Origin of the sequence: Cellulomonas hominis (assembly GCF_901521055.1) — a bacterium.
Lineage (GTDB): Bacteria > Actinomycetota > Actinomycetes > Actinomycetales > Cellulomonadaceae > Cellulomonas > Cellulomonas endometrii.
This window is the reverse complement of sequence record NZ_CABEGA010000054.1, coordinates 1-12,652: the sequence shown is the minus strand read 5'-3', so window position 1 is coordinate 12,652 and position 12,652 is coordinate 1. Positions and strand designations below refer to the sequence as shown.

Here is a 12,652-nt window from a genome sequence, read left to right as displayed (position 1 = left end):
ACTCCCGCGGTGCCCTCCCTGCTCGTGGACCTGACGCCCCTGCGCGTCAGCCCCGAGTTCCGCCGGCTGTGGTGGGGCCTGTCGGTGGCCAACCTCGGCGCGCAGCTGACGGTCGTCGCGGTCGGCCTCCAGGTCTACGAGATCACGCGCTCCACGCTCTCGGTCGGCCTGGTCGGGCTGTGCGCCCTGGTGCCGCTCGTGGTGTTCGGCCTGTACGGCGGGGCGATCGTCGACCACGCGGACCGGCGCACCGTGGCCCTCGTCGCGTCGGCGGTCAGCTGGGTCGCCACGCTCGGCCTCGCGGTGCAGGACTGGGGCGGGAACACCCACGTCGGCGTGCTGTACGCGCTGATCGCCGTGCAGTCCGGGGCCGGTGCGGTCAACAGCCCCGCGCGCTCCGCGATCATCCCGCGGCTGCTCGAACCCCGGCTCATGCCCGCGGCCAACGCCCTGCAGACCGTCGGCTGGAACGTCGCGCTCACCCTCGGCCCGCTGCTCGGCGCCGGACTCGTCGCGGCCCTCGACTACGGCATCGTCTACACGCTCGACGCCGTGCTGTTCACGTTCGCGTTCACCGCGCTGCTCCGGCTGCCGCCCATGCCCCCGGAGCCGTCCGGCACCCGCCGCGCCCGCGCCGGGCTGGGGTCCGTCCTGGACGGGCTGCGGTACCTCGGGACCCGGCCGAACGTGCGGATGACGTTCCTGGTCGACCTCGTCGCGATGATCACGTCGTCCCCGCGCGTGCTGTTCCCCGCGGTGGGCATCGTCTACCTGGGCGGCGGGGAGACGACCGCCGGCGTGATGACCGCCGCCGTCGCCGCCGGGGCGATGCTGGCCGGGCTGTTCTCCGGCGGCCTGGCCCGGGTCCGCTGGCAGGGGCGCATCATCGTGCTGGCCATCACCGCCTGGGGCCTCGCCGTCGCGGCGTTCGGTGCGGTGCTGGTCGTCGCCGGCCGCGGCCACCCGGACCACGTGCTGTGGCTCGCGCTGGCGCTCGGGGTGCTCGCCCTGGCGGCCGCCGGGGCCGCGGACGCCGTCAGCGCGGTGTTCCGGCAGACGATCCTGCAGACCGCGACCCCGGACGACATGCGGGGGCGGCTGCAGGGGGTGTTCGTGGTCGTGGTCGCCGGCGGGCCGCGCCTCGGGGAGCTGCTGCTCGGCACCGCCTCGGAGCACGTCGGCGAGGGCGGCGCGGCACTCGCCGGCGGGCTCGCGTGCGTCGTGGTCCTGTGGGTGCTCGTGCGCTGGCAGCGCGGGTTCTGGCGGTACGACGCGCGGGACCCGCAGCCCTGATCCGCGCGCCGGGTGGCCGGTAGGCTGGTCGCCGCACGCGCCCCGCGGGGTGCGCCGCGCCTCCTTAGCTCAGCTGGCCAGAGCAGCTGTCTTGTAAACAGCAGGTCGTCGGTTCGAATCCGACAGGGGGCTCCCAGCCCGACGCGCTTGCCGTGGCGCGGCCGTGGGCGCACCCTCGGCGCGCGCGTCTCACCGAAGCCGGCGACGCTCGCGCACGTGCCAGACGAGCAGGTAGACGCCGATCGCGCACTGCACCGCGCCGACGACCGCGGCGAAGGTGCGACCGTCGGCGATGGCTGCCCCGCAGAGAACGGCACCGACGAGGACGAGCACGGCCGCGGCGATGACCTGCACGCGGCTCCCCGGTGCGCGGCTCCCCGGTGCGCGGTCTCCCGCTGCGCGAGCCCGATCGTCGGCGACCATGCGCCGATCCTGGCAGAGGGCGACGCCACGCGTCCGCCGTTCCGGCGGCGGGCTGCCGGCGCGGCGCGGCACCCGGCAAAGGGTGAGGGCCGAGGTGAACGTCCCCGCCGCGCCCCTGATCCGGGACCTTCGTCCGGCAGGCTCCCGCAGGGGCCGGCCGCGTCAGCGGTCCGGCCCCGACCCACGACCGCCTTCGCGGGGCGTGGACAGCCGGAGCAGCAGGAGGACACGTGCAGCACAGAGCCAGGTCAGCGTCCCGTCGGTCAGCGGCGACCCAGCAGGGCCCGGGACGGGTGCGGCGGGCCGCGCTCGCGGGTGTCACGTCGGTGACGGTCCTGGCCGCCGGCGTGCTGCCGGTCGCGCTCGCCCCCGCCGCGCTGGCCGACCCGGCCGCCGCGGCCCCGAGCTCCGCCTTCGGCGTCGGTGCCGTCGCGGGGGTCGTGCCCGACGGCGTCTGCGCGGTCGACGCCGTCGTCATCGGTGGCGCGGGCGGTCGCTCCGCCGCGGGCGCCAACGGGATCGGCTCGAACGGCGGCGCCGCGCGCGTCGTCGCGACGTTCGCCGTCGTGCCGGGCACCGCCTACGCCGGCACGGTCGGCGGCGGTGGCGGCGAGAACAGCGGGAACGCCGGCGGCTCCGGCGGCGCGAACGGCGGCGGCGCCGGCGGCTCGGTGACGGGCCAGCACGGCGGCGCGGGCGGCGGCGGGTACAGCGAGCTGACCCTCGGCGGCGACCTCGCCGTCCTCGCGGGCGGCGGCGGCGGTTCCGGCGGCGGCCACTCGGTGTCGAGCGACGGCTTCGGCGGCGACGCCGGCCTCCCCGTGACGGCGGGCACCGTCGCGCCGGGTTCCGCGGGCACCGACGGGTACGAGGGCCAGACGGCCGCGGCCGAGCGCATCGGCGTCGGCGGCGGCCAGGGCGGTGGCACGAGCACCGCCGGTGCCGGCGGCGTGCACAGCGTCGACGCGACCCTGGACGGCCTGCCGGGTGCCGGCCGCACCGGTGGCGCCGGCGCGTTCGACCCGAACTACGACGCGGGCGGCGGCGGAGGCGGCGGCTACCTCGGCGGCGGTGGCGGCGCCTCCACGCTGATCCAGAACACCGAGGCCGACGGGTCGGGAACGGTCGTCAACACCGTCGCCGGCGGTGGTGGCGGTGGCGGGTCCAGCTTCGTGGCGGCCGACGCGACGGGCGTCCAGGCCAGCGCGGTCGGGCGTCAGACCGGGACCGGCGCGGGCGCCGCGGGCTCGATCACCCTCGACTGGGTCGAGTGCGACTACGACCTGGCCGTGACCAAGACGGTCTCCGTCGACGGCGGGCCGGCGGGCGCGACCGCGTCGGCGGCCGCCGGGGACGTCCTGACCTGGACCGTGGCGATCACCAACCAGGGCCCCGCGGCGATGACCCGCGGCGACCTCGTGACCCTGCGCGACGTCGTGCCCGGGACCGGCCCGGCGGTGCTCACGTCCGTCACGTCCTCCGGCGGCACCAACGCCGCCCTCGAGCGGGGCTCCGTGACCTGCGACGCCGGAGCGGGCGACCCCCTGCCGGCCGAGCTGGAGTGCGCGCGGCCGTTCGCGCTGCTGGGCGAGGCCGCCACGGGCAGCCGCGGCCTGGACGTCGGGGAGACCCTCACCGTGGTCGCCACGCAGACCGTCGCGGACGCGCCGGGCAGCACCCTGACGAACGTCGCCGCCGTCGAGGACCGCGGCGACGCGTCGGACAACACGGCGAGCGCGACGGTCGACGTCGTCGCGCAGCCGGCCGCCGTCGACGACGCCGACACCGGCAACACCCTCGGCGACGCCGTCACGGTGGACGTGGTCGGGAACGACGCCGGCGACCTCGACCCCGCGACGGTCCGCCTGGTCGACCCGGTGTCCGGCGACCGGGTGAGCACGCTGGTCGTGGCCGGCGAGGGCACCTGGTCCGCCGACCCCGCGACGGGCGAGATCACGTTCACGCCGCTGGCGGGCTTCCACCGCAACCCGACGCCCGTGCGCTACGAGGTCTCCGGCCCCGTGGGCAGCCCGGTCACGGCGGAGGTGGTGGTGACCTACCTGCCGAAGGCGCAGGACGACGCCGACCGGGACAACGACCGCGGCACCCGGGTGACGGTCGACGTGGTCGGCAACGACCGGGGGAGCCTGGACCCGACGACGGTGCGGCTCGTGACCCCCGGGAACGGCGCCCTGGTGACGGAGCTGGTCGTGGCCGGCGAGGGCACGTGGACCGTGGACCCGGCGACGGGGGCGATCACGTTCACGCCGCAGCCCGGCTTCACCGGTGACCCCACCCCGGTCGGGTACCAGGTGAGCGACGTCGACGGCAACGTCACGGCGGCGCAGGTGCTGGTCACCTACCGCGACGTGGCCGCCGCCCCGGCTGCGGCCGCGGCACCCGGGGCGCCGCTGGCCGTCACCGGTGCGGAGATCGGGGCGGGGGTGGGCGCGGCGCTGCTGCTCCTGCTCCTCGGTGCGGGTCTGGTCGGCTGGCGCCGCCGGACCGGCCGGGCCTGACCGGTCCGCGGGCGGCTCCCCCGGCCGCCCGCGGACCGACGAGCCCCGGCGCGCCGCTCCCTGGCGCGCCGGGGCCGCGTCGTGCCGGGACCGCGTCGTGCCGGCAGGCGGGCCGGTCCGACCGCTCACATCCCGGTCGCGGCGGCCGAAGGGGTCCGACAAGCACCGTCGTCCCCGCTGGAGAGCCCCATGAGCACCACGCTGGCCCCGAGCCGCCCGAACCCGCTGACCCGCGTCACGGTCGAGCACGCCCCGTCGTGCCACCGGCCGGGCTGGCACCTCGACACGAGCCCCCGGCGGTTCGGCGTCGTCGTGGCCCGCTGCACGTGCTGCGGCGCCGTGGAGTGGCGCGCGCACTGAGCTCGTCGTCGAGCGCGGCCGGGCACAGAGGGCGGGCACAGGGGGCCGGGCACAGAGAAGCCCTCGGCCGCGCAGGGGGCAGGCGACCGAGGGCATGCCTACTGTAACCCAGGACCGGCCTCCCGGGGAACGTCCTCACCCGATCGGCGGCCGACGCCCGCCCGGTGTCAGGACGGGTCGGCGCTCGCGCTGTACGGCTTGCCGGGCCAGTAGGCCCACTCCTCGAAGTGCTCGACGCGGCCGTCGGGCGCGAAGCGCAGCACCCACAGGTCGCGGTACTCCTGCGGCTCGTCCCCGCCGTACCGGACCTCCACGCGGACGACGGCGTCCGCACCGTCCGCCGCGACGACCTCCGCGTCCATCGTGAACGGCGTCGGGTCCCGCCAGAAGTCGCGGATCGCGGCGAGCCCCTCCAGCGGGGCCTCGTACGGGGAGCGCAGGTACCGCGCCTCCTCGGTGAACAGCGTGTCGACCGCCGGCACGTCGTCGTCCCGCCACGCCTGCTCGTAGGCCGCCACCCAGGCCATCACGTCCGCGCGTCCCATCGCGTGCCCCCTCGCTGCGTCGGTGCGGACCATCGTGCTCCGCCGGTGCCGGGGGTGTCGAGGGTGTCGACGGTCAGGTCGCGCGGCCGGTCTCCTCGAGCAGCCGGAGGGCCGCGGTGACGCGGGGGTTGCGGGACGGGTCGGCGTCGATGCCGAGCGTCGCGTAGACGCCGTTGATGTGGTTCTGCACCGACTTCTCGGTGATCTTCAGCGCCTCGCCGATGCCGGCGTTCGACAGGCCCTGCGCCAGCAGCCGGAGGACGGCGTACTGCCGGTCGGTGAGCCGCGCCACGGCGGAGCCCGCACGTGGGGCCATCCGGTCCAGGAGCACGGGGTCGAGCGTGGTCCGCCCCGCGGCCGCCGCCTGGATCGCGTGGACGAGGGTCTGGGCGCTCGTCGACGACGTCTTGGACAGGTACGACCAGCCGTGCGACACGTCCGGGGGCAGGTCCAGCAGCAGGTCCATCGCGTCGTGCGCGGACAGCAGCAGGATGCCGAGGTCCGGCTGGTGCCGGCGCAGCGTCACCCCGAGGGCGATGCCGTTGCCGTCGGGCAGGTCGATGTCGAGGACGGCCACGTCGGCGGCGCCGGGCCGCAGCGCGGCGGCGCCCTCCTTCACGGTGCCGACCGCCGCGACGACGCGGACGCCCGCGACGGCCTCGAGGGTGAGCTCCAGCATCGACCGGAAGAGTGGCTGGTCCTCGACGACGACGACGCGGACGGTGTCGGGTGCGGAGTCGGACATCCCGGACAGTATGGTCGTCCGGACCGCGGATCGCGGCACGGCACGCGGGCCCGGTCCGCGCGGGGAACGGGTGATGACGGATGCCGACGGCTGTGGCGCAGGACGCGGCCGCGACCCGCGCCGACCGGCGGGCTCTGCTGGCGGCCTCCGGCACCGTCATGACGGCGTTCGCCGTGGGCGCGGCCGTCCAGACCGCGTGGGTCTACGGCAACCAGGGCGGGCACGTGCCGGTGACGGACCGGATCCTGGCGAACCTGACCGCCGTGGTGTCGATGCTCGTGATCCTGGCGCTCACCGGGGTGCCCCTGCCGCAGCGTGGCCCGCTCGCGCTCGTGGTGGGCGTGCTCAGCGCGGGGGTCACGGCGTCGGGCGTGCGGTTCGGGTCGCAGCTGCTGCTGGACGTCTACGTGGACCCGCCGCGGTCGGTGATCGTCGCCGAGCTGGGCAGCGGCGCCGCGGTGGCGTGGATCGCGGCGGGCATGGGCCTGGCGGCGATGCTCTCGCAGCGCCGGCTGCGCACGCAGGTCGCCGCCGCCGCGGAGAGCCGGATGCAGATCGAGCTCGCGCTGCAGGCGCTGCAGCACGAGGAGGTCCGGGTCCGGCGCGAGGTCGCCGAGGGCCTGCACGGCAGCATGCAGCAGCGGCTGGTGCTGGTGGTGGCCCGGCTGGACCGGCTGCTGGACCGGCTGGCCGGCGGCACGGCCACCGAGGACGACCTCGCGCTGCTGCGGGAGGTGCGCGAGCAGATCGAGACGGTGCGCGAGGCCGACGTCCGGGCCACCAGCCGGATGCTCTACCCGGACCAGCTGGAGGTCGGGATGGTGCCGGCGATCCGGTCGCTGCTCAGCCGGATCCCCACGTCGGTGAACACCCGGCTCGGCGTCACGGACGAGGTGCGCGCGCTGGACGACCCCGCGGCGCCGCAGCTGACCCGCTCCGAGCGCCTGATCCTGGTGCGGGTGGTGGAGGAGGCGATCAGCAACGCGCTGCGGCACGGCCACGCGGAGGTGGTGGACGTGCGGCTGTCCGTGGTGGCCGGGGCCCTGGAGGTCCGGGTGTCCGACGACGGCCGGGGCTTCGGCACGGACGCCGGGGCGCCGTCCGGCACCGCGCGGCTGTCGGACCGGCTCCGGCTGGCCGGCGGGGACCTCCGCGTCACCTCCGTGCCCGGCGACGGCACCCAGGTGGTCGCCAGTCTTCCGGTGGAATCACTGGGGTCATCAGTGCTGTGACCTGCGGAGAGACGTTTTTCACCCACCCGGATTGTCCGGTTTGCCCGGATAAATGTCGTGGTGACGGGGTTGACGTGCCGGGGGAGGGGTGCTGCCACCCAGAAAGGGCTTCCCGGGGGTGCGCCGCGCGGCCCTAGGGTGCGCGAGCCGTGTCGCCGGGATCCCCCTGCTCCGACGCCGCGGTCGGCACGCCCCCGCCCACGGCTCTGCGGGACGCGCCGCGCCTGCCAGAGCTGCGTCGTCCGAGGAGATCCATGTCCGTCGCCACCGCCCTGCCCGCCACGTCCGGGACGCCGGCCGCCCCCCGCCCCCGCCGCACGGTCCGCCGCAAGGTCGTCGCGCTCACCGTCGCGGGCCTCGGCATCGCCGGCCTGGGCCTCGCGTCCGCGGCCCAGCTGAACCTCACCGCCGGCGCGCTCGGCGCGGGCACCACCGTCGTGGCGTCGTGCGACTCCGACGGCGTGCAGGTCGCGTTCAGCAACGCGTTCGCCGCCGCCGCCAAGGGCTACACGGTCACCGAGGTGAAGCTCTCTGGCGTCGCCGCGGGCTGCGCCGGGCAGAACGTCACGGTCGACCTGCTGAACACCGACCCCACCGACGCCTCCACCGGCGCCTCGCTGCGCCAGGTCACCGGCACGGTCGGCGCGTCCGGCGGCACCGTGACCCTGAGCGTGCCCGGCGCGATCAAGGCGGCCGACGTCAAGGGCGTCGCCGTCGTCATCGCGAGCTGACGCCGCAGGACGCAGCATCAGCGCGCGGCACGCCGGGCCGGCCGGTGCGGGCAGCACGACTGCCCCGCACCGGCCCCTCGGCGTCCCCGCGCGCGCCCGCGCGGCGCTCTCCGTCGGGCGGGGCGGGCACGGTGGCGGGCAGGGTGGCGGGCGGCTGCGGGGCGCGCTCGGGTGGGCGTTCACGGCGGCGGTCGTCGGCGTGCTCGTGTGGTTCGGCTGGCCGAGCACGCTCGGCGGCTGCACGACGCTGACCATCGTGTCGGGCCACTCGATGGAGCCGACCTACTACACCGGCGACCTCGTCGTGTCCCGCTGCGGCGTCCCCGCGGCGGGCGACGTGGTGGTCTACACCCCGCCCGGCGTCCCCGACGGCCGCGTGATCCACCGGGTCGTCGACGGCACCGCGGCCGACGGGTGGGTCATCCAGGGCGACAACAACGACTTCCTCGACCCGTGGCGCCCCCACCAGGAGGACGTCCTGGGCATCGCCCGGGTGCACGTGCCCGGGCTCGGCCGGGTCGCGGCCGTGCTGCTCGACCCCTGGGCCTGGCTGTCCCTGATCGTCGTGGCCGGCGGCGTGCTCCTGTGGCCGAGCCGCCCGGAGCCCGCGACGTGACCGCGCGCGCCCGGCTCGTCGCGCCGGCCGCCCTGGTCGCGGTGGTCCTCGCCCTCCTCGCCGCCCTGGCGCTCTCGCCGGCGAGCGCCGCCCGGCTCCCCGTCGCCGCGCGGCAGATCACCACCGCGGCCGCTGCCCCGTGCACGGCCGCCGCGCTGGGCGCCACGGCGGGCGGCACGTCGGCCTCGGCGACGCAGGTCGTGCTGTCCGGCGTCCCCGCCGCCTGCCGCGGGAAGGTCGCGACGCTGCGCCTCTTCGCCGCGGACGGCACGGCGCTCGCGGGCGCGGACACGTCGGTCACGCTCCCGGCGGCCGCGCGCGCGACGGTGACCGTGCCTTCGTACGCGACGTCTCGCGTCGCGGGCGTCGCCGTCACCGTCGGGGGGTGGGCGGTGCCGGCCACCTGGACGCCGCGGACCCCTGCCGGTCCGGTGACCCCCGGCCCCGGGACGACGTTCGGCACCGTGACGTGGAGCCAGATCGCGTCGTCCGGGACGCAGGCCTGCGTGAGCGTGCCGGTCTCGGGCGCGGCGGGCACCGTCTGGCGCGTCGACCTGCACCTGGACCAGCGGCCGTTCAACGGCGTCACGTCCGGCGCGGGCTTCCAGGTCCAGAGCCCGTGGTGGGGGCAGGTCCTGTCCGCCACCCCGTCCGGCGGTGTCGTCTCCGTGGGCGGCCGGCCGGGCTCCGACCGGCTCGCCGCGGGGGAGACGATCACCGTGACGGTCTGCCACTACGCGCTGCCCGCCCCGGTCCACGACCCCGCCCTGCCGTACACGCAGGTCTCGGCGGCACCCGACGGCAACGTGGGCTACGCCTGCTTCGCGACGACGGTCGGGGTGACCGGCACGCCGCAGTTCTACGCCGGCTGGCGCGCCGACGTCGACGTCGCCCCGCTGGTGGCCTGGTTCGCCGCGCGGGGCCGGACGGTCGACCTCGCGGACCTCACCGTGCCCGGCAGCTACGCGTTCGAGGCCCGTGGCGGGACGGTCTACCGGGTGACGCCGACCGCCTGGGACACCTGGGGCGTCCGGGACGACACGACCCGCACGTTCGACGTCTGCCTGCACTCCTGACGCGCGCCACCGGGTGAGGCGCGTCCCCCGGACGGGTGGCGTGCCGCCCCGGGTGCTCAGCACCCGCCGCGGACGGACGATGGGCCCGCCAGGTCGACGGATCGACCGGGCTGGTCCATGGAGGGGGCGCCGATGGCGCACGAGCACATCCGTGCACGCCGCGCGGCGGGGGTGACCCTGGCGTGGCTCGGCTGCGCCGGGCTCGCGGTGTCCATGGCCCGCGCCCTCACGTGGGACGGCGGCGACACCGCGCCTGCCGGGGCCTGCGTGGTCAGCAGGATCAGCGTCGACTACGACGTCGACTACGTCGCCGCGCTCGGCGGCTACGGCGTCACGCGCGCGTCCCTGGCGGACGTGCCGGAGGGCTGCGCCGGCCGCGAGGTGGCGGTGACCCTGCACGGCCCGGACGACGAGGCGCTCGCGGAGGCCCGCACCCCCGTGACCGCCCCCCGCACGTCGGTGACGCTGGACGGAGCCGGGGTGGCCGTCGAGGACCTCGCGGGGGTGTCGCTGGCCCTGGTGACCGACGAGCCGGTCACCGGCGCGGCCGACCCCGCCACCGGTCGCTGACCCGGCTCAGACCTCGGTCAGCTGCGGCAGCTTCGCGACGCGCGCGTCACCGGAGGAGCGCCCCCGCAGCCGCCGCGTGGCCCACGGGTACGCGTACATCCGCAGCCACCGGGCGTCCCGGCGGGCCTGCTCCGCGCGCGGGAGCCGGGGCTGCGGGGCGAGCGGCTCGTCCCACGCCGGGTCGTCCGGCTCGAGCCCGAGCGCGACCAGGGCGCCCTGCGCGACCCGCGCGTGCGCCTCGGTGGTGAGGTGGATGCGGTCCGGGGACCACATCCGGATGTCCTTGAGGTGCCGCATGCCCCACAGGTCCAGCACGTGGGCGCCGTGCCGCCGCGCCATCGACCAGATGTGCGCGTTGTAGATCCCGACCCGTGCGCGGGTCGACTGGACGAGGGGCGACCCGGCGGAGTCGAACCCCGTCGCCAGCAGCACGTCGGCGCCCGACGCCCGGACGCGCGCGACGGCCTGCTCGAGGCCGCGCGCGAGCCGGTCCGGGTCGGCGCCGGGCCGCAGGATGTCGTTGCCGCCGCCGACCAGGCTCACCAGGTCGGCGTCCATCGCGAGCGCCGTGGGCACCTGGTCGACGACGATCGGCCGGAGCAGGCGGCCCCGGATGGCCAGGTTCGCGTACTGCAGCGGCTCGGCGCCGGCCGCGCGGCGACGCTCGGACAGCAGCCCGGCCAGCACGTCCGCCCAGCCCCGGACCGGTCCCTGGTCGCCCTCCGGCGTGTCCCAGAGCCCCTCGGTGAAGGAGTCGCCGACCGCGACGTACCGCTCCCAGCGGGGCGGCTGCGTCGTGGTCGGCCGGTCGTCCGTGCGTGCGGCCGTCGCCGCCCCCTCATGCGTCGTCACCCTCGCAGTCTGCCCCCCGCCCCGGGCGCCTGTCAGGCCCGGTTCCCTCACGCCGGCGGCGTGCGGCGCCCCGGCGTCAGGGCAGCGACCAGTCGACCGGGTCGGCGCCCTGCTCCGCGAGCAGGGCGTTCACGCGGGAGAACGGGCGCGAGCCGAAGAACCCGCGGCTCGCCGACAGCGGGCTCGGGTGCGGGCTCGCGACCACCGGCACGCCGCCGAGCGCGGGCGTGAGCGACTGGGCGTCCCGGCCCCACAGCACGGCGACGAGCGGGCCACCGCGTTCCACCAGGGCCGCGATGGCGCGGTCGGTGACCGTCTCCCACCCCCTGCCGCGGTGCGAGGCCGGCTCCCCGGGCCGGACCGTCAGCACCCGGTTGAGCAGCATGACCCCGCGGTCGGCCCAGGGGGACAGGTCGCCGCTGCTCGGCTGCGGGACGCCGAGGTCGGACCGGAGCTCGGTGAACACGTTGGCGAGCGACCGGGGCAGGGGCCGGACGTCGGGCTGCACGGAGAACGACAGCCCCATCGGGTGCCCCGGCGTCGGGTACGGGTCCTGGCCCACGACGAGCACCCGCACGTCGGCGAGGGGGCGGGTGAACGCCCGCAGCACGTCGGGTCCCGCCGGCAGGTACCCGCGGCCCGCCGCGACCTCCGCCCGCAGGAACGCGCCGGCGGCGTGCACCTGCGGCTCGACCGGGGCGAGGGCGGCGGCCCAGTCGGGGGCGACGAGCGAGGCGAGCGGGGCGGCGTCCACGGGCCCCGACGCTAGCCGGGTCGCACCGCCGCCGCGAGGAATGACAGCCGTGTGATTCCGGCCGTACGATGGCCGCTGACCCAGGGGCACCGGCACGGGAGGGCGGCACGGATGGACGCGACGGCGGAGCGCGGCGACGGCACGGCCGGCCGGCCGACGCTGGTGGCCGTCGACGGCGGCACCGCGGCCCCCGCGGGGAGCGACCCCTCCGGCCTGTCCGAGCGCGACCAGCAGGTGCTGGCCTTCGAGCGCCAGTGGTGGAAGTACGCCGGCGCCAAGGAGCAGGCCGTCCGCGAGCTGTTCGACATGTCGGCCACCCGGTACTACCAGGTGCTGAACGCGCTCATCGACTCGCCGGCCGCGCTCGCGCACGACCCGATGCTGGTCAAGCGGCTGCGGCGCATGCGCTCCACCCGCCAGCGCGCCCGCAGCGCCCGCCGCCTCGGCGCCGACGCCTGATCCCGGCGCGCGTGGCCGGTCCCACCAGCGCGAACCGTTAGCCTGTCCGCCGTGAGCAAGGGCAGCGACCGGTACCCGGAGGACGAGTTCGACGCCGCACCGGCGGAGGATGCGCCGATCGGCGTGCACCGCGCACCCCGGAGCTGGTGGAGCCGCTGGTGGCCGTTCGTCGCCGTCGTCGTCCTCGTCCCGGCGCTGACCGTCGTGTTCGTCCTGTGGGCCTCGTCCTGGGACGGCCGCATCCCCGGCTTCGGGACCTCCGAGACCCCCGTCGCCTCCGCGCCCGCGCAGCCCGAGACGGAGGCCCCCGCGGAGTCGGCCGCCCCGAGCGAGCCCGCCGTCGGTGGCCGTGGTCCCCCCGGCGGGCCGGCAGGCGGTCACCCGTCTCCTATACACATCTGACGCTGCCGGCGAAGGCTTATGCGTCGTGCTCGGTTGCCTCCGCCGCACCGATCACAAACCACTACTTACTCTGCT

General features: G+C 76.8%; 15 protein-coding genes and 1 tRNA gene. 11 read left to right on the top strand and 5 right to left on the bottom strand.

The window, feature by feature from the left end; all coding sequences use genetic code 11:
• Nucleotides 1-9: 9 nt before the first annotated feature.
• Both KJP73_RS14340 and KJP73_RS14335 read left to right on the top strand, forming a co-directional pair.
• The gene (locus tag KJP73_RS14340; protein WP_213283549.1) at nucleotides 10-1,293 is read left to right on the top strand and encodes an MFS transporter; all 1,284 of its coding nucleotides are present in this window, start codon (nucleotides 10-12) and stop codon (nucleotides 1,291-1,293) included.
• 58 nt (nucleotides 1,294-1,351) lie between these two features.
• Nucleotides 1,352-1,425: transfer RNA gene (locus tag KJP73_RS14335), tRNA-Thr, on the top strand.
• 57 nt (nucleotides 1,426-1,482) lie between these two features.
• On the opposite strand, the gene KJP73_RS14330 is transcribed toward KJP73_RS14335, so the two are convergent.
• Entirely contained in the window at nucleotides 1,483-1,647 is a 165-nt protein-coding gene (locus tag KJP73_RS14330) for a hypothetical protein (protein ID WP_213283548.1), read from the bottom strand.
• A gap of 395 nt (nucleotides 1,648-2,042) precedes the next feature.
• Between KJP73_RS14330 and KJP73_RS19555 the strand changes: the two genes are divergently transcribed.
• Both KJP73_RS19555 and KJP73_RS14320 read left to right on the top strand, forming a co-directional pair.
• Nucleotides 2,043-4,235 carry a DUF11 domain-containing protein gene (locus KJP73_RS19555; protein ID WP_213283547.1) on the top strand — a complete coding sequence of 731 codons (2,193 nt, stop codon included), beginning with the start codon at nucleotides 2,043-2,045 and terminating at the stop codon, nucleotides 4,233-4,235.
• 189 nt (nucleotides 4,236-4,424) lie between these two features.
• Nucleotides 4,425-4,595 carry a hypothetical protein gene (locus KJP73_RS14320; RefSeq protein ID WP_213283546.1) on the top strand — a complete coding sequence of 57 codons (171 nt, stop codon included), beginning with the start codon at nucleotides 4,425-4,427 and terminating at the stop codon, nucleotides 4,593-4,595.
• Between the two features lie 167 nt (nucleotides 4,596-4,762).
• Here the strand turns inward: KJP73_RS14320 and KJP73_RS14315 are convergent, their stop codons facing one another.
• Both KJP73_RS14315 and KJP73_RS14310 read right to left on the bottom strand, forming a co-directional pair.
• Complete coding sequence (locus KJP73_RS14315) at nucleotides 4,763-5,140, bottom strand: nuclear transport factor 2 family protein (RefSeq protein WP_213283545.1); 378 nt, start codon at nucleotides 5,138-5,140, stop codon at nucleotides 4,763-4,765.
• A 73-nt stretch (nucleotides 5,141-5,213) separates the two neighbouring features.
• Nucleotides 5,214-5,885: a response regulator transcription factor gene (locus tag KJP73_RS14310; protein WP_213283544.1), complete on the bottom strand. Its 672-nt coding sequence runs from the start codon at nucleotides 5,883-5,885 to the stop codon at nucleotides 5,214-5,216.
• A gap of 80 nt (nucleotides 5,886-5,965) precedes the next feature.
• On the opposite strand from KJP73_RS14310, the gene KJP73_RS14305 reads away from it, so the two are divergent.
• From KJP73_RS14305 to KJP73_RS14285, 5 genes are all read left to right on the top strand, one after another.
• Nucleotides 5,966-7,117, top strand: coding sequence for a sensor histidine kinase (locus KJP73_RS14305; protein ID WP_213283543.1), 1,152 nt, complete (start codon nucleotides 5,966-5,968; stop codon nucleotides 7,115-7,117).
• Between the two features lie 254 nt (nucleotides 7,118-7,371).
• Nucleotides 7,372-7,848 (top strand): hypothetical protein, encoded by a 477-nt coding sequence (locus tag KJP73_RS14300; RefSeq protein WP_213283542.1) that lies wholly within the window; start codon nucleotides 7,372-7,374, stop codon nucleotides 7,846-7,848.
• Nucleotides 7,849-8,047: 199 nt separating this feature from the next.
• Nucleotides 8,048-8,464: a S24/S26 family peptidase gene (locus KJP73_RS14295; protein ID WP_213283541.1), complete on the top strand. Its 417-nt coding sequence runs from the start codon at nucleotides 8,048-8,050 to the stop codon at nucleotides 8,462-8,464.
• Nucleotides 8,461-9,540: a hypothetical protein gene (locus KJP73_RS14290; protein WP_213283540.1), complete on the top strand. Its 1,080-nt coding sequence runs from the start codon at nucleotides 8,461-8,463 to the stop codon at nucleotides 9,538-9,540. The genes KJP73_RS14295 and KJP73_RS14290 overlap by 4 nt, the downstream gene beginning before the upstream one ends.
• 132 nt (nucleotides 9,541-9,672) lie before the next feature.
• Nucleotides 9,673-10,110 carry a hypothetical protein gene (locus KJP73_RS14285; protein ID WP_213283539.1) on the top strand — a complete coding sequence of 146 codons (438 nt, stop codon included), beginning with the start codon at nucleotides 9,673-9,675 and terminating at the stop codon, nucleotides 10,108-10,110.
• Between the two features lie 6 nt (nucleotides 10,111-10,116).
• Here KJP73_RS14285 and KJP73_RS14280 read toward each other — a convergent pair whose 3' ends face one another.
• Nucleotides 10,117-10,962 carry an SGNH/GDSL hydrolase family protein gene (locus KJP73_RS14280; RefSeq protein ID WP_213283538.1) on the bottom strand — a complete coding sequence of 282 codons (846 nt, stop codon included), beginning with the start codon at nucleotides 10,960-10,962 and terminating at the stop codon, nucleotides 10,117-10,119.
• A 76-nt stretch (nucleotides 10,963-11,038) separates the two neighbouring features.
• Nucleotides 11,039-11,716 (bottom strand): uracil-DNA glycosylase, encoded by a 678-nt coding sequence (locus KJP73_RS14275; protein ID WP_213283537.1) that lies wholly within the window; start codon nucleotides 11,714-11,716, stop codon nucleotides 11,039-11,041.
• Nucleotides 11,717-11,827: 111 nt separating this feature from the next.
• Here KJP73_RS14275 and KJP73_RS14270 point away from each other — a divergent pair, with 111 nt between their 5' ends.
• Both KJP73_RS14270 and KJP73_RS14265 read left to right on the top strand, forming a co-directional pair.
• Nucleotides 11,828-12,175, top strand: coding sequence for a DUF3263 domain-containing protein (locus tag KJP73_RS14270; RefSeq protein ID WP_249669404.1), 348 nt, complete (start codon nucleotides 11,828-11,830; stop codon nucleotides 12,173-12,175).
• A 51-nt stretch (nucleotides 12,176-12,226) separates the two neighbouring features.
• A complete protein-coding gene (locus KJP73_RS14265; RefSeq protein ID WP_213283536.1) occupies nucleotides 12,227-12,577 on the top strand; it encodes a hypothetical protein in 351 nt (116 codons plus the stop codon).
• The last annotated feature ends 75 nt before the right edge of the window (nucleotides 12,578-12,652 follow it).